At 65.6% G+C, this 15,378-nt stretch carries 13 protein-coding genes; 7 read left to right on the top strand and 6 right to left on the bottom strand.

The window, feature by feature from the left end; all coding sequences use genetic code 11:
- Nucleotides 1-62 precede the first annotated feature (62 nt).
- Nucleotides 63-758, top strand: a complete 696-nt coding sequence (locus C8J40_RS05900; RefSeq protein WP_132896184.1) for an HD domain-containing protein — start codon at nucleotides 63-65, stop codon at nucleotides 756-758.
- Nucleotides 759-838: 80 nt separating this feature from the next.
- Here the strand turns inward: C8J40_RS05900 and C8J40_RS05895 are convergent, their stop codons facing one another.
- Nucleotides 839-2,119 (bottom strand): MFS transporter, encoded by a 1,281-nt coding sequence (locus C8J40_RS05895; protein WP_132896183.1) that lies wholly within the window; start codon nucleotides 2,117-2,119, stop codon nucleotides 839-841.
- A 212-nt stretch (nucleotides 2,120-2,331) separates the two neighbouring features.
- Here C8J40_RS05895 and C8J40_RS05890 point away from each other — a divergent pair, with 212 nt between their 5' ends.
- Together C8J40_RS05890 and C8J40_RS05885 are read left to right on the top strand one after the other, a co-directional pair.
- Nucleotides 2,332-3,495, top strand: a complete 1,164-nt coding sequence (locus C8J40_RS05890; protein ID WP_243693225.1) for a metallophosphoesterase — start codon at nucleotides 2,332-2,334, stop codon at nucleotides 3,493-3,495.
- Nucleotides 3,496-3,574: 79 nt separating this feature from the next.
- Nucleotides 3,575-4,825: an arsenic transporter gene (locus C8J40_RS05885; protein WP_132896280.1), complete on the top strand. Its 1,251-nt coding sequence runs from the start codon at nucleotides 3,575-3,577 to the stop codon at nucleotides 4,823-4,825.
- A 49-nt stretch (nucleotides 4,826-4,874) separates the two neighbouring features.
- Here the strand turns inward: C8J40_RS05885 and wrbA are convergent, their stop codons facing one another.
- Both wrbA and C8J40_RS05875 read right to left on the bottom strand, forming a co-directional pair.
- A complete protein-coding gene (gene wrbA / locus C8J40_RS05880; protein WP_132896181.1) occupies nucleotides 4,875-5,477 on the bottom strand; it encodes an NAD(P)H:quinone oxidoreductase in 603 nt (200 codons plus the stop codon).
- A gap of 122 nt (nucleotides 5,478-5,599) precedes the next feature.
- The gene (locus C8J40_RS05875; protein WP_132896180.1) at nucleotides 5,600-6,319 is read right to left on the bottom strand and encodes a pirin family protein; all 720 of its coding nucleotides are present in this window, start codon (nucleotides 6,317-6,319) and stop codon (nucleotides 5,600-5,602) included.
- A gap of 147 nt (nucleotides 6,320-6,466) precedes the next feature.
- Between C8J40_RS05875 and C8J40_RS05870 the strand changes: the two genes are divergently transcribed.
- The 3 genes from C8J40_RS05870 (at nucleotide 6,467) to C8J40_RS05860 (ending at nucleotide 8,696) form a co-directional block, all read left to right on the top strand.
- Nucleotides 6,467-7,360, top strand: a complete 894-nt coding sequence (locus C8J40_RS05870; protein ID WP_132896179.1) for a LysR family transcriptional regulator — start codon at nucleotides 6,467-6,469, stop codon at nucleotides 7,358-7,360.
- A gap of 192 nt (nucleotides 7,361-7,552) precedes the next feature.
- Nucleotides 7,553-7,729 carry a hypothetical protein gene (locus C8J40_RS05865; protein WP_165911372.1) on the top strand — a complete coding sequence of 59 codons (177 nt, stop codon included), beginning with the start codon at nucleotides 7,553-7,555 and terminating at the stop codon, nucleotides 7,727-7,729.
- 265 nt (nucleotides 7,730-7,994) lie between these two features.
- A complete protein-coding gene (locus tag C8J40_RS05860; RefSeq protein ID WP_055872989.1) occupies nucleotides 7,995-8,696 on the top strand; it encodes a response regulator transcription factor CtrA in 702 nt (233 codons plus the stop codon).
- 216 nt (nucleotides 8,697-8,912) lie between these two features.
- Here C8J40_RS05860 and C8J40_RS05855 read toward each other — a convergent pair whose 3' ends face one another.
- Nucleotides 8,913-10,340, bottom strand: coding sequence for a phospholipase D-like domain-containing protein (locus C8J40_RS05855; protein ID WP_132896177.1), 1,428 nt, complete (start codon nucleotides 10,338-10,340; stop codon nucleotides 8,913-8,915).
- Nucleotides 10,341-10,439: 99 nt separating this feature from the next.
- Here C8J40_RS05855 and dinB point away from each other — a divergent pair, with 99 nt between their 5' ends.
- Nucleotides 10,440-11,522, top strand: coding sequence for a DNA polymerase IV (gene dinB / locus C8J40_RS05850; protein ID WP_132896176.1), 1,083 nt, complete (start codon nucleotides 10,440-10,442; stop codon nucleotides 11,520-11,522).
- A gap of 20 nt (nucleotides 11,523-11,542) precedes the next feature.
- Here the strand turns inward: dinB and C8J40_RS05845 are convergent, their stop codons facing one another.
- Nucleotides 11,543-13,426 carry a CHASE4 domain-containing protein gene (locus tag C8J40_RS05845; protein ID WP_243693224.1) on the bottom strand — a complete coding sequence of 628 codons (1,884 nt, stop codon included), beginning with the start codon at nucleotides 13,424-13,426 and terminating at the stop codon, nucleotides 11,543-11,545.
- Complete coding sequence (locus tag C8J40_RS05840) at nucleotides 13,426-15,327, bottom strand: EAL domain-containing protein (protein WP_132896175.1); 1,902 nt, start codon at nucleotides 15,325-15,327, stop codon at nucleotides 13,426-13,428. The genes C8J40_RS05845 and C8J40_RS05840 overlap by 1 nt, the downstream gene beginning before the upstream one ends.
- Between the last annotated feature and the right edge of the window lie 51 nt (nucleotides 15,328-15,378).

Here is a 15,378-nt window from a genome sequence, read left to right as displayed (position 1 = left end):
AACCGATAGATCCTGTTCGTCCATCACGCCGCCGCGTTGCGCGGGCGCGCGGGAGACTCGCCATGTCCTCGACCCTGCCAGACGCCGCGATCCTCACCGTCGTATCCGACCCGCTATCGCACGGCCAGCTACGCGCCCGGTTCGCCGATCTCACTGAGACACCGGCAATCCTGAAGGCGTTCGACTTCGCACGTGATCGCATGTCACCGGTGCTGTTCAACCACGTCACCCGATCCTGGATATTCGCGGCCAAGATCGGCGCGCGGCGCAACGAACCGTTCGACGCCGAGATCGTCGCGGTGACCACCCTGCTCCACGACCTGGGCTTTACCGCGCACGGCAAGGGCCCACACCGGTTCGAGGTCAACGGCGCCAACGTCGCGCGCGCGTTCGTGCGCGACCTGGGATTCGATGATCGCCGCGCGCAGCTCGTATGGGATGGGATCGCGCTGCACGTCACCCACTCGATCAGCCTGTTCAAGGAGACCGAAGTCGCCTTGTCCTCGCGCGGTATCGGCGTAGATTTTGGAACCGCGGACTACGCCACGCTGGATCCGGCCGAGATCGCCGCGGTGATCGATGCGGTCCCTCGGCTCGACTTCAAGACCGAGTTCGCCAGTTGCGCAATCGCCATGGCAACAACCCAACCGGAGTCGACTTACGACACCTTTATCCGCGACTTCGGCGACCGCTATCTCCCCGATTACCACGCCCCGTCATGGGTGGACGCGATCGCCGCCGGCCCTTTTGCGGAATAACTGCCCCTGCCCCGGGGCTCTCATCACGCTCGAACACGTGGGCCGAGCCGCTAAAGCGCGAAGCCAGCCACGATCCACGTTTAGGACGTGAGCTTGTCCTTGGTCTCGGGCATCGCCAGCACGTACAGCCCCAGCCCCAGCGCGGCGATCGTTGCGAGTGTCAGGAAGCTGGCGGTGTAGCCCGCCCAGACGATGATCGCGCCCGCCAGAGTCGCCGACAGCGCCGCGCCCAAACCCTGCGCACTCGCCACCGCGCCCTGGCTGACGTTGAAGCGGCCGGTGCCCTTGGTCAGGTCGGCGATCACAACCGGGAACAACGCGCCGAAGATCCCTGCGCCGACGCCGTCCATCGCCTGCACGCCGACCAGCCACCACGGATTGTCCGACACGGTGTAGAGCGCGCCGCGCGCGGCGAGAAATGCGAAGGCGACCAGGAACAGCGGCTTGGTCCCCCAGCGATCGGTGTTCCGCCCGACCACGATCGCGACCGGCACCATCACCAGCTGCGCCGCGACGATGCAGGCGGCAGTAAGCGAGGTCGCCTGATCCTTGCCGACGGTCCGCGCGAGCAGCTGGCTGACCGAGGTCAACATCGCTGCGTTGGCGAGATGGAACAGGAACGCGGTCAGCGCGAAGATCATCAGCGGCTTGTTCTCGAGCAAGGCCTTCCACCCGCTCGGCTGCTCGCAATCCTCGTCACCCTCGTCGGGTTCGCAATCGAGCCCGCGCGCGACCGCATTGTCGATATCCTCGTTCTTCAGGCGCGACGCACTGATGATGCTGGCCACGGTCAACCCGCCCATCAGCCAGAACACGACGACCGGGCCGAACTTCCAAGCTAGAACGCCCGCCAGCGCCGCCGAGACCGCGTTGCCGGCGTGGTTGAACGCCTCGTTGCGGCCGACGCGCTTGGCGAACAGCTTGGGTCCGACCAGCCCGAGCGTGATCGCCGAGATCGCGGGGGCGAACACCGCGCCGGCGATCGCCGCGATCGACTGCGTCACGGCGACCGCTGTAAAGCCGCTGACGATCGGCAGCGAGATGCTGCTGAGCGTGACGAGCAACGCAGCGATCATCACGATCCGCGGTTTGTTCTTGGCGCGGTCGATCAGGCTGCCGGCCGGGGTCTGCGAGATCAGCCCGACGATCCCGGCGATCGTGAGGATCGCGCCGACGGTCGCTTCGTTCCAGCCATGCGCGGGCCCACGCACCGCGATCAGGTAGATCGCCAGATACGGCCCGAGACCATCGCGGACGTCGGCCAGAAAGAAGTTCAGCGCGTCGAGGGTCCGCGTGGGGACCTTGCCGGACTGCCCGCTTCCACTTGTGGTTTTGAGCGCCTTGTCCGCGGTTATGGCCATCAAGAGTCCTTCGAAGTCGCTGTTCGTCGAGCGCTAAAGATCTGGCTGGCGGCAAAGTTTCCGATGCCTAAGAATATATACGATCCGCTTTTTTCCAATGATCTCTTAGGTTAAACCGAAACTGAACGAGCAGGTTCAGGTTCAAATCATGAAGAAAATGTCACGGAACGATGCCTTCATCGTTGCGCTTGGCTGCGAACGGCAGAAATGACTTGAAAGCAACTATAATGGCAGGATGCCTGACCTGGATTCACTTTGGCGACCTGCATGTCGACGACGCCGATGGGTATGAAGGACTGTCGCGATTTCGCGCACTCGTGGCGACGGCGCAGGCGCATATGGGTCGGGGGCCTGAGGGCAGCGCCGTCGATTTCGCATTCCTGCCGGGCGACAATGCCAATCACGGGACGGACGACCAATATGCGCGGATCGCCGACGCGATGACCGGGCTGTCGCTTCCCTGGCATGTGCTGGCAGGCGATCATGATTTCGAACCCGGCGACCTGACCGCGATGCATGCGATCACGGCCAACTTGGCGCCCTATGCCGTCACGATGAACGGCTATCGCTGCCTATTCCTCGATATAGTCTCCGCTGGTGACGGCGGCCCCGACTTCCGGATCGACCCCGACCAGCGGCGGTGGATCGAACGCGAACTGAGCGCCGCGACCGCCGCCGGTCTGCGCAGCGTAGTCTTCATGCACGCCTATCCGGGTGATCTGCGCGACGATCCGGATGGGATCGCCGGGCTGTTCGCCGCGCACCGCGTCGCGTTCGTCGATACCGGCCACACGCATTACAACGAGCTGCTCAACGACGGCCGCGTCGTCTATGGCGCGACCCGCTCGACCGGCCAGATCGAAGAGGGCGCACCGGGGTTCTCGGTCGTGACGCTCGACGACGGCGTGCCGAGCTGGCGGTTCCAGGCGATCGACGATCCGTGGCCCTTGGTGCAGATCACCGCGCCAGCCGATCGTCGCCTGATCACCGATCCGGATCATCTCGGCCAGGTTCCGAACGGGTCCTTCGTCGTTCGCGCCAAGATCTTCGGCCACCCTGCCCCGACCGAAGCCTTCGCGCAGCTCGACGATGGCGTCGCGGTCGCGATGACGCGCAACGAAGCGGGGCTGTGGGAGGCAGCGATCGACGGTGCTGCCGGTGGTCTCCACCGGCTGAGCGTCCACAGCGATGGCGGTGAAGACGTGATCGAGATTCTCGTCCGCGCGCCTCGGCCCGTCGACCGCCCCGGACCACCGCGTCTCAAGCGCAATCCGCCAACTGCCCTGGGCCGCGACGTCCACGCCATTGGCGCATGGCCTGAGCGTGGGATCGACGGTGCGCAGCGTGGCCCGAACAAGAACGGCCTGGACTGGTGATCCGCATGACGAGCGACCATGCTCTAGCCGCACGACAGATGGTTTCTAACGGGGTACCCCATACGTGACACACCCCGACATGGTGGCCCGGTACGCGATCTGGGCGATCTGCTTCATCGCGACGTTCGGCGTCATTACCCGGCCGTTAAAGCTTCCCGAGGCGGTGTGGGCGGTGACCGGCGCGGTCGTGCTTGTCGTGTTCGGCCTGTTGCCGTTCGGCGATGCATGGGCCGCGGTGCTGAAGGGCGGCGACGTCTATCTGTTCCTGATCGGCATGATGCTGCTGTCCGAGGTGGCGCGCGCGGAAGGACTGTTCGACTGGGTCGCGGTGCACGCCGTGCGGATGGCGAAGGGGTCGACCAGCCGGCTGTTCGCGCTGGTGTTCGGCGTCGGCATCGTCGTCACGACGTTCCTGTCGAACGATGCGACCGCGGTCGTGCTCACGCCGGCGGTCTATGCCGCGGCGAAGAAGGCGAAGGCGGATCCGCTGCCGATGCTGTTCGCGTGCGCGCTGATCGCCAATGCGGCAAGCTTCGTGCTGCCGATCTCGAACCCCGCCAATCTCGTTCTGTACGGTGGCCAGATGCCGACGCTTGGCGCGTGGATGGCGTCGTTCGCATTGCCGTCGGTGATGGCGATCGGCGTGACGTTCGCGATGTTGCGCTGGGTCGAGCGCGAGCGGCTGGGGAGCACGTGCGAGACCGACGTAGAAACCACCACGCTACCACGTGGCGGGCTGGTCGCGCTCGGCGGGATTGTCGCGACCGCGGTGCTGCTGATCGTCGCGTCGGCCCGCGGCTATGATCTCGGGCTGCCGACGTGCCTGGCGGGCATCGCGACCACCGCGGCGATCTGCATCGGTGGCCGCAAATCGCCGGTGACGACGCTGCGATCGGTGTCGTGGGCGGTGCTGCCGCTCGTCGCGGGGCTGTTCGTACTGGTCGCGGCGCTAGCGAGCACTGGCGTCATCGCAATGCTTGCGCGCTGGCTGGCGGCAGGTGCCGCCAATTCGCCTGCCGCAACGGCCGGGGTTGCCGGGACGATCCTGGCGTTCGGATCGAACCTGATGAACAACCTGCCCGCCGGACTGATCGCCAGTACCACGCTGGGACAGGCACACGTCCCGCAGATCGTCACCGACGGGTTGCTGATCGGCGTCGACATCGGGCCGAACCTGTCGATCACCGGCTCGCTGGCAACGATCCTGTGGCTCACCGCGATCCGTCGCGAAGGCGAGGATGTCGGCTTCTGGCGCTTCCTGAAGGTGGGCGCGGTTGTCATGCCACCCGCCCTGTTCGCCGCGCTGGGCGCGCGCCTGCTGATCGGCTGATCGCAAGCGCAAAACGACGCGGGCGTTGTCGCCCGCGTCGCGTCTCGGTTCAGGCGCTCAGCTTGGCCGCGGTCTCGGCGATCCGCTTGCCCTGATAGCGGGCGCCATCGAGCTCTTCGTTGCTCGGCATACGGCTGCCGTCGCCGTCCGAGATCGTCGTCGCACCGTAGGGCGAGCCGCCCTTGACCGTGTCGACGCCCATCTGCGCCTGGAACCCGTAATCGAGCCCGACGATCGTCATGCCGTGATGGATCAGGTTGGTGATGATCGAGAACAACGTCGTCTCCTGGCCGCCATGCTGGCTCGCGGTCGAGGTGAATGCGCCGCCGACCTTGCCGATCAGCGCGCCCGAGAACCACTGGCCACCGGTCGTGTCCCAGAACTGCGCCATCTGCGCGGGCATCCGGCCGAAGCGGGTCGGCGCACCGACGATGATCGCGTCATACTGTTCGAGCGCGGCGGGGCCATCGATCTCGGCATGCGCGGTATCGGTCTTGAAGTGTGCGGCCTCGACGACCGACTGCGGTGCGGTTTCGGCGACGCGGCGGATATCGACCTCGGCACCACCGGCGCGCGCACCCTCGGCGACGGCATCCGCCATCTGCTCGATATGGCCGTAGGACGAGTAATACAGCACGAGAACCTTGGTCATTGTCAGTCTCCTGGAAAGTCCATCACCCCAGCGGACGCTGGGGTCTTCATGAGGCGAGTGCGGCGGCCTGAACCGGGATACCCCAGCGTTCGCTGGGGTGACGGTTAGGTCGCCGCACGAGTTTATTCCGAGTCGACCAGAACGATCTCGGCATCATCCTGTGCCGTGATCGTGACAGTCTGACCGCCGAGCAGCGCCGCGCCATCGCGTGCGCCGAACGCTTCGTCGCCGATCGTGATCGCGCCGGTCGCGGGCACCAGATACACGTGCCGCCCCTCGCCGATCGCATAGTCGACGCTGTCGCCGGCCTTCAGCGTCGCCGCCAGGACACGGGCATTCGCGCGGATCGGCAATGCATCGCCGTCCCCCTCGAACCCACTCGCGAGCGTCACGAACTGCCCCGAGCGTTCGCCCTTCGGGAACGGCTTGGCACCCCAACTCGGCGAGCCGCCCTTGCGCGATGGCTCGATCCAGATCTGGAAGATCGTCGTCGTCTCTGGTTCGAGGTTATACTCGGCATGGCGGACGCCGGTGCCCGCGCTCATCACCTGGACGTCACCCGCCTCGGTGCGGCCTTTGTTGCCGAGCGAATCCTGATGCGTGATCGCGCCGCTGCGGACATAGGTGATGATCTCCATGTCCTGGTGCGGATGCGGCGGGAAGCCCGAGTTCGCGGCGATCTGGTCGTCGTTCCACACCCGGATCGCGCCCCAGCCCATCCGCGCGGGATCATAGTAGCTAGCGAACGAGAAATGGTGACGCGCATTAAGCCAGCCATGATCGGCATGGCCGAGGCTTTCAAAGGGGCGGCGGTCGATCTTGGTCATCGTCGTGGTCGTCATGAAATGTCTCCACTGGTTGCAGCCAAGATAAGCGCGGCGATAGGAACGTAAATAGAAACGCTGGAAACCAATCGTTTCGGTGCTAGCGTGCCCGCCATCTGTAATCCTCCCCCGCCAGGGGGAGGATACAATGGAGGAGCTCCCCTTATGCGCCTGCCCGATCTCGAAGCCTGGGCGATCTTCGCCAGCGTCGTCGAGCATCGCTCGTTCAGCGCCGCCGCCGATGCGATCGGGCTGAGCAAGGCGACCGTGTCGAAGGCGATCACCCGGCTGGAGGCGCATCTCGGCCAGTCGCTGTTCCACCGTACCTCGCGCAGGCTCGCGCTGACCGAGGCCGGCAAGCCGCTCGCGGAGCACGCCGCGCGCATCCTCGCCGAAGCGCGGCTTGCGGAGGAATCCGCCAACGACGCGGCCAGCGCGCCGACCGGCCGCGTCCGCCTCGCCGCGCCGATGAGCTTCGGGATTACCAACGTCGCGCCACTGCTCGCCGAATTCCTCGCCGCGCATCCGGGGATCGAGGTCGACCTGCACCTGTCGGACGCGCGGGTCGACATCGTCGCCGAAGGGTTCGACGTCGCGCTCCGCATCGCCGAACTTCCCGACAGTTCGCTCCGCGCGCGCAGGCTCTGCACAATCCAGGCGCATCTCGTCGCAGCGCCGCGCTATCTCGAAGCCCATGGTACGCCGACACATCCCGCGCAACTCGGCGAACACAAGCTGTTCGGCTATTCCAACGTCGTCGGACCCTGGCGCTTTCAGGGCCCAGGCGGCGCGGAGGTGTCGGTGCGCGCACACGGACCGTTGACCGCCAATAGCGGCGAGGCGATCATACCGGCGTTGGTCGCAGGGCTCGGGATCGCGCGACTTCCCGATTTCATCATCGACGCGTATCTCGCCACGGGCGCGCTCACGACGATCCTGTGCGACTGGGCGCCTGCCCCGATCGGGTTACATCTTCTGACCCCACCCAGTCCGCTCCGCCCCGCCCGTGTCGAAGCGCTGATAGAGTTCCTGACGCGGCGACTGCGCGACCCGCTCTGAACGCACAGCATGCGCGGCTGCGATTCAGCGGCGCGACTCGTCCCGGCCCCGGCTCGCCCTGACGCGGCCCAGAGCTCACTCCGGGTCAGATCGGCATCCTTATGCGGTGACGTGCCGTTCCTGGCGTCGCTTCAAATCGACGTCGGCGCCGAGCGTCGATATGCGCGCAACCGCCAGCGATCGAGATTTTCCTTGTCCACCATCGTTACCGCCGCCGACTATGAGCGGTTGGCCGACGCGGAGCTCAATGCCGCCGCGACTGCCGATACCCTCTCCCAACGTCGGGCGCATCTTGATCAGGCATCGGTCTACGCGACGCTCAGCGAAACGACTCGCCATGACGTCGACCGACAGACGGCACGCGGTTGATGAAATAATTGCCGATGTCGCGGCACGTTTCGCGTCACGGTGTGGGCTCGCCTGGAATTGTTCGGCAACCTCGCCGCAGTGCCGATCCGCCGGGCGGCGACATTTCCCCTGCACCCGAGCGCGCGTCGATTTGGCCCGCCACCGTACAGGGCCGCGAGCCTTAGTTCGAAATTAACCTTTTGCCTTCAGATGTTGTGTGGTTAATAAATCGAAGTCGAGCTGCTGACATGGGGTGTCGGGCGGTCTCGCGAAAAGGGGACGACGCATGCGGGTGCTGCTGATCGAGGACGAGCCGACCACGGCGAAGGCTATCGAGCTGATGCTGACGACCGAAGGGTTCAATGTCTACATCACCGATCTCGGGGAAGAAGGCCTCGATCTGGGCAAGCTGTATGATTACGACATCATCCTGCTCGACCTCAACCTGCCCGACATGCACGGCTATGACGTGCTCAAGCGCCTGCGGGTGGCGCGCGTTTCGACGCCGGTGCTGATCCTGTCGGGCGTCAACGAGATGGACTCGAAGGTTCGCAGCTTCGGCTTCGGCGCCGACGATTACGTCACCAAGCCGTTCCACCGCGAGGAGCTGGTCGCGCGCATCCACGCCGTCGTCCGCCGCTCCAAGGGGCACAGCCAGTCGGTCATCCGCACCGGCAAGCTGGCGGTCAACCTCGACGCGAAGACGGTCGAAGTCGATGGCAGCCGCGTTCATCTGACCGGCAAGGAATATGCGATGCTGGAGCTGCTCTCGCTCCGCAAGGGCACGACCTTGACCAAGGAAATGTTCCTCAACCATCTCTATGGCGGGATGGACGAGCCGGAATTGAAGATCATCGACGTGTTCATCTGCAAGCTGCGCAAGAAGCTCAGTCTGGCATGCGATGGCGAGAATTACATCGAGACCGTCTGGGGTCGCGGCTATGTGCTGCGCGAACCCGACGAGGTGCTCGAAGCACAGGTCGCGTAACTCCCCAGTTTTCGGGAGCGCTAGAGGCTGCGGTACCGGGGGGTGCCGCGGCCTTTTGTGGGTTTCGGGGACTTCGCTTTATCCTCCCCCGCCAGGGGGAGGTGGCTGGCGCTTGCCAGTCGGAGGGGGAGGACACGGAACAGAGGTTGCGCAGGCCCCCCCCTCCGTCACCTTCGGTGCCACCTCCCCCTTGCGGGGGAGGATTAGGCGTTGCCCTTACTTCTTCCGCCGCAACCGCCGGAACAGGCCGCGCTTGCTGAGCGACTCGAACATCTCCTCCGGCCCTTCGGGATCGAGCACCTCGTTGTCGGCCAGCCATTCCTCGACCGACGACAGATCGGGCACCGCATAGGGCTGCACCGTCTTGCCTTCGCCGCGCAGCCGCTCGATCGTTTCGATCAGTGAGCCCGTCTCGGCGATCAGATCGGTCACCACCGATACCTCCACACCGAGATGTTCCGCGATCAGCCCATCGCGAATCGCCGCAATGCCCTGCGACGTCGCTTCGTCGCTGGCGCGGATTGCGAGGTCGCATTCGGTATCGAGCCGCAGCGAGCGGTTGTTCATGTTCGAAGAGCCGAGCCGGAACACGTCCTCGTCGGCGATCAGGATCTTGGCATGGCAATAGATCGCCTCGCCCCCCGCGGTGTACGGATGATACATCCGCAACCGGTTGTACGTGTCGCGCCGGTGCAGCGCCTCCATCAGCCGCGCGCGTGCGGTATCCATCGCGATCGGTTCGAGCCAGCCTTGCGCGGTGGTCGGATTGATGATGACGATCTCGGGGCCGTTGGCTTCGCCGAGCCGCTTGGCGACTGCCTCGGCGATCTTCCGCGACGCGAAATACTGGCTCTCGATGTACAGATGCCGCTTTACGCGGGCGATCTGGCCCAGGAACAGCGCCTCACTCTCGTAGACCGGCTCCTGGTCCGACATTTCGGGTTCGCTGCGCGCGATCGCGACGTCGACGTCGTGGAAATCGACCTCTAGCCCCTCGGGCCAGCTCTTCCCGCCTGGCTTGCCTGCCGCCATCTTCATCCCGCCCGCAAGATGCCAACGGCGACGGAACAGCTCTCCCAGCGCATGCGCGATCGGGCCCTGCACCGCGCTGATCGCGTCGTGCCACGGCTTGTACGGCTTGCCAGACGGCTGGACGCGGTGCGGCTCGTCGTCGCGGTGATCGCGCGTGTCCCAGCGATCGCCGGTCATGTCGATCCCGCCGCAGAACGCCAGCGCATCGTCGATGATCACAATCTTCTGATGATGCGACGCCGCGGTCGGATGATGCCCATCGAGCTTGGTGTGGATGCGCGGATGTTTCATCCACTTCATCATCGTGAAAATCGTCGAGCCGCGGAACAGCGACTTGATCGCGCCGGTATCCCAGCGCAGCACAAACACTTCGAGCTCGGGCTCGCGCTCGACCAACCACAGCATGAATTCGCCGAGCTTCTTCGGTTCGCCGGGCCGCGCGACGCCAGGTTCGAGCTCGATGCGGGCGTCGAAATCCCAGCCGATCAACAGGATACGGCGCTTTGCCCCCATCATCGCGACGCGCGCGGTCCGGAAATACTTCTCCGCATCGACGATCACCGCCATCTGTTCGGCGCGTTCGACCCGCCAGCATTCCGTCCCGACCTGCATTCGCGTCCCTTCGTTGCCCGTCGGCAGTACCCGCGGCCGCGCGATTGGTTGCGGATGCACCCTGTATCGCCGCCCCTCACGCGCCTATCTAACGCGCTGATGCTTCCTCCTACCCAGCCTCCCGCGCAGCGCAAGGTGATCCATGTCGACATGGATGCCTTCTATGCGTCGGTCGAGCAGCGCGACGATCCCTCGTTGAAGGGCAGGCCGGTGGCCGTCGGTGGATCGCGTGCGCGCGGCGTGGTGGCGGCGGCGAGCTACGAGGCGCGCGCGTTCGGCGTGCGCAGCGCGATGCCCTCCGTAACCGCGATCCGGCGCTGCCCCGACCTGGTATTCGTGCCACCGCGCTTCGACGTATACCGCGGCGTCTCCGACCAGATCCGCGCGATCTTCGCCGACTACACCGCGCTGGTCGAACCGCTGTCGCTCGACGAAGCGTATCTCGACGTGACCGAAGATATCCGTGGCCTGGGCACTGCGGCGGCGATCGCGGAGGAAATCCGCGCCAGGATCAAGGCAGATACCGGACTCACCGCGTCCGCCGGGGTCAGCTACAACAAGTTCATCGCCAAGCTTGCCTCGGACCAGAACAAGCCCGACGGGATGTGCATCATCACGCCGAAACGCGGCGCTGCGTTCGTCCAGTCGCTACCGGTCAAGCGGTTCCACGGCGTCGGACCGGTGACCGCGCAGAAGATGGAGCGGCTGGGGATCCTCACCGGCGCCGACCTGTTCGCGCAGAGCCTCACGTTCCTCCAGGCGCATTTCGGAAGTTATGCGGACTATCTCTACGGAGCGGCACGCGGCATCGATCATCGCCCGGTGCGGGTCGATCGGGCGGCCAAGTCGGTTGGGGCGGAGCGCACGTTCGAGACCAACCTGACCACCGCGGAAGACCTCCGCGCGGCGCTTCACCGGGTGGCGGATGCTGCATGGGTACGGATCGAACGGCACGGCACGCGCGGTCGGACGATCACGCTGAAACTCCGCCACGCCGATTTCCGTACGATCACCCGCGCCAGGTCGTCGCAGGCTGCGGTCAGCGACAAGGCGGCGTTCCTGGCGGCGGGACTCGAACTGCTGATGGCGCAACTGCCGGTACCCGACGGCGTGCGGCTGCTCGGCCTGACGCTGTCCGGAATCATGGGCGACGACGACGAGGTGCAACCGAGCCTGTTGTGACCTGTTCGGGCCGGCGCGCGTTACGCCGCATTGGAGATCGCTGCATCGGCCGCATCCAGCGTCAGCAGCGCGACGGCGCCAAGCCCTGGCCCGTCGCTTTCTAGCCGCAGCGTTCCCTTCATCGCGGCCATCGAATTGGCGCACCAGTGCAGCCCGAGCCCGCCCGACTTGTGCGCCCGCGTCGAGAACCCGCGTTGAAACAGCATCGCCCCGGCCTCGGGGGAAAAGCCTTCGCCGTCGTCGCGGATTGCCACGGTGACTCGGCCCTTCGTTTCGGTGATGGTCGCCACGATCGATCCGCTGCCCGTGCCGCGCGCGACGATCGATTCGACCGCGTTGCCGAAGATGTTGCCGATCACCTGACTGAGGATGACCCGGCTCGCCATCACCGGGCTCGGGCCGGCGAAAAAACTGAACGCGATCGAGGTGTCCAGCGAATAGCGCGCGATCGTCGCATTTCGGGCGATGATGTCGCTGATGTCGCACACCTCCAGCGCGGGGCGTTCATGCGCGGCGCGTTGTTGCTGGCCGATGATTTCCAGAACATACGCCATCGCCTCGCGGCCGACCGCCAGTTCGCGGCGCATGGTCTCGCGATCGGTGGTTTCGGCGTCGATCGCGGCCGCGACGAACATACTGAGTTTGCGGCGACGTGCATCGGGTACGTCGCCGCGCGCGAGTTCGGCGATCGCACGATCGATCGTCGTCCGGTCGACCGCGGCGGACTGCGTAATTCCCTGGCTGAGGATCGTGCTGATCGGATTCAGCGCGTTGCGGACGTTGTGCATGACCGCGACCGCGCTTTCGCTTCGTCCCAAATCGAACGACTGGACTTCGATCTGTTCGCTCAGGTCCTTCAACTGACGCAGCATCGCATTGAAGCTCCTGCCGAGCGAGCCAACCTCGTCGCGCCGGCCGTCCTCTTCCAGCAGCGCTAGCGAGCCCGATGCCCGCACCCGCTGCATGTGGCTTTCGACACGGTGCAGCGGACGCAGCACGAGCCGCTCGATCATCCGCCGGAGCATCACCAGTACCAGCAAGAGCAACATGGTCGACCCGACAACCGCGAGCAGCAGCATGCGCCGCCCCAACAGCGAGACATCGCGGGGGACGCTGAACCGCGCGCTGGCGACGGCATGACCATCGGCCCCGATCATTGGCACCGCAATCGTCAGCTTCGTGGGGCCGGCGGCAATGGCGACGGCATTGCCGGCCGCTGTGGTGTCGATCTGCGCGCGGGCCCGCAGCACCGTGGACGCTTGCTCCGTCGTCATCACGCGCGCCATCAGGACATACCCGCGCGGGGTGCCACTACCGTCCGAACGACGGACGCGGGCAACGCCGATCGCTGCCACCAAGTCGCCGATACGGGCATAGAACCGTCCCGAGCTGCGCCGGTCAAGCCCCGTGGCAAGATCGGTTCGCGCGATCATCGTCGTCAGTTGCTGACGCCGGATGTTCGCCTGCGTGCTACCAGCCGCATCGCGCCAGCGGGCGATCACGACTCGGTTGGCGGGGCTGACATAGGCCATGCCGTCGACCCCGATCTCGTACATCGCCTGCGGTAAAAGGCTTTCGCGATCGAAACCGGCGCGCGGGTCGGCCATGTAGGCATAGCTGCCGTTCCAGTCGCCATAGTCGCGCACCGCATTTTCGACGTTGGCGGCATAGTCCGATACAGCAGCGCGCGCCCGCGCGACCTGCCCGGCGGTCGCCTTGTCCTCGAGCTGGGTGAAGCTGGGCGTGATGATGCTGGCGAGCAGCAGCGTGATCGCGATCGTCGCCGCCAGCCCGACCGCGGTCATGATCATCACCAGCTTGGCACCGAGCGACGAGCGTGTCCGCGTGCGTCCGAACTGCCGGCCCAGAACAGGCGGCAGCCGGCCCATCGCGGCAGACGGCATTAGCCGCGTATCCCGAACGTCTGGCGGATCTTATGGTCGTCGTTGGACACGTCGTCGCTACCGTCGACCGTGCCGGTCAGCGCCATCTCGAGCGCGCGATCGGCGGTGACCGGGCGCGAGAAGAAATACCCCTGCATATGGCTCGCGCCGGCGAGGCGCAGCGCCTGGACCTGCGCCTCGGTCTCGACGCCTTCCGCGATCACGCCGAGGCCGAGGGCGCGGCCGAGATGGATGATCGAATGGACGATCGCGGCGCTTTCGCGTTCGCGGCCCATGCCATCGATGAACGACTTGTCGATCTTCAGGCAATCGAGCGCGAACTTGCGGATGTTGTAGAGGCTCGAATAGCCCGTGCCGAAATCATCGAGCGCGATCCGGAAGCCCATTTGCCGCAGTTTGTAGAGCGTTTCGGCGGCACGCTCCGCATCGTCGAAGATCGCGGTTTCGGTAATCTCGATCTGCAGCCGCGCCGGCGCGATGCCAGCACGCTGAACGCTCTTCACGATGTGCCCGACGAAATTGTGGCGGCGAAACTGGCGCGGGGAAAAGTTCACCGAGACATATTGGCCAGGCCATTGCTTCAGCACGTCGAGCGCCTCGCCCAGCACCCAGTCGCCAAGTTCGTGGATGAGGTTCGATTCCTCCGCGATCGGAATGAAGATCGCCGGGCTCATCAGCCCATATTCCTGTGTATTCCACCGGACCAGCGCCTCGAACCCGACCACCTCGATCGCATCGCGGGAGACGATCGGCTGATAGACCAGGCTGAGTTCGCCTCTTTCGATGGCTTGGCCGAGACCGGATTCGACGCGACGGCGAAAACGGATGCCTTCGTCCATGCTCTCGTCGAACAGCCGGACGATGCCGCGCCCGCCGCGCTTCGCGTCGTTGAGGGCAAGGTCGGAACGGCGGATCACGTCGACCGGATCGCCGCCCTGCCCGCCCGCGGTCACGACCAGTCCGGCGGAGGCCCCACCCTGCACCGAATTGCCGAACACCTGCAGACTGACCGAGCACGCGCTGATGATCAGTTCGCAGGCCATCACCGCCGCCGCCTCGCCCGGCGTCTCGAACAGGATCCCGAACTCGTCGCCGCCGAGCCGCGCGACGATCGCTCCCTCGGGTGCAGCCTGATTGAGGATCGCACAGATTTCGCGGATCAGCGCATCGCCGGCGAGATGCCCGAGCGTGTCATTGACCAGCTTGAAGCGATCGAGATCGATCATCACGGTGGCGAACAGCCCTTCGTCGCGCGTCCGTGCCGCCAGCGCGCGCAAAAAGGCGAGCCGGTTGGGTGCGTCGGTCAGCGAATCGTGCGTCGCCATGTGCAGCGCGCGGCTCTCGTTCGCCGCCAGTTCGGCACCCTGTTCCTCGAGTTGCACGACCTGCGCCGCGAGCAGGTCGCGCGCCGTCGCCAGATCACGATCGTTCCGCCAGCGCTGCGCGAGTGCGGTCGCGGTCTGCAGGATCTCGGCAACCTCGAATGGCTTGGCGATGTAGAAGATCTTGTCGGCGGGGCCGGCGACCTTGCTGATCTCGATCGGCGAGAAATCCGAATAGCCGGTGACGATGACGATGTTGATATCCGGATCGAGCGCGCGGATGCGTTTCGCGGTTTCGCGGCCGTCGATTCCCGGCGGCATCCGCACGTCGATGAACGCGACCGCAAACGGCTCGTCGTCGACCACCGCCCGCTCGATCGCCGCGACCGCGTCGAGCCCCTGGTCGCAATAGGTCAGTACGAACGCGGGCGCATCCTCGGTCGCATCGACGCCATCGTCGCCGAACAGCTCGACCGCCATCGCGTCCAAGGCGGACCCGGTACGCGATCGTGGCCCGGCGAAACTGCGCCGGTAGCTGTCGTGCATCGGCGGCTCGTCGTCCACGATCAGAATGCGCATCGGAAACCGCTCCTCGTGAGACACGACCGTCGCCGTCCAGCGATGGCATAC

The sequence above is a fragment of the Sphingomonas sp. PP-CC-3A-396 genome, assembly GCF_004343105.1.
Lineage (GTDB): Bacteria > Pseudomonadota > Alphaproteobacteria > Sphingomonadales > Sphingomonadaceae > Sphingomonas.
Note: the sequence above shows the minus strand (reverse complement) of the source record. Positions and strands in the feature narration are given on the sequence as shown.

Bases quoted from the DNA above. Each gene is read 5' to 3' on its own strand.
- C8J40_RS05840 (WP_132896175.1), bottom strand. From the start codon at position 15,327: ATGCGCATTCTGATCGTGGACGACGAGCCGCCGATGCACGACAGCTAC.
- dinB (WP_132896176.1), top strand. From the start codon at position 10,440: ATGCTTCCTCCTACCCAGCCTCCCGCGCAGCGCAAGGTGATCCATGTC.
- C8J40_RS05845 (WP_243693224.1), bottom strand. From the start codon at position 13,426: ATGCCGTCTGCCGCGATGGGCCGGCTGCCGCCTGTTCTGGGCCGGCAG.
- C8J40_RS05900 (WP_132896184.1), top strand. From the start codon at position 63: ATGTCCTCGACCCTGCCAGACGCCGCGATCCTCACCGTCGTATCCGAC.
- C8J40_RS05860 (WP_055872989.1), top strand. From the start codon at position 7,995: ATGCGGGTGCTGCTGATCGAGGACGAGCCGACCACGGCGAAGGCTATC.
- wrbA (WP_132896181.1), bottom strand. From the start codon at position 5,477: ATGACCAAGGTTCTCGTGCTGTATTACTCGTCCTACGGCCATATCGAG.
- C8J40_RS05875 (WP_132896180.1), bottom strand. From the start codon at position 6,319: ATGACGACCACGACGATGACCAAGATCGACCGCCGCCCCTTTGAAAGC.
- C8J40_RS05895 (WP_132896183.1), bottom strand. From the start codon at position 2,119: ATGGCCATAACCGCGGACAAGGCGCTCAAAACCACAAGTGGAAGCGGG.
- C8J40_RS05870 (WP_132896179.1), top strand. From the start codon at position 6,467: ATGCGCCTGCCCGATCTCGAAGCCTGGGCGATCTTCGCCAGCGTCGTC.
- C8J40_RS05885 (WP_132896280.1), top strand. From the start codon at position 3,575: ATGGTGGCCCGGTACGCGATCTGGGCGATCTGCTTCATCGCGACGTTC.
- C8J40_RS05855 (WP_132896177.1), bottom strand. From the start codon at position 10,340: ATGCAGGTCGGGACGGAATGCTGGCGGGTCGAACGCGCCGAACAGATG.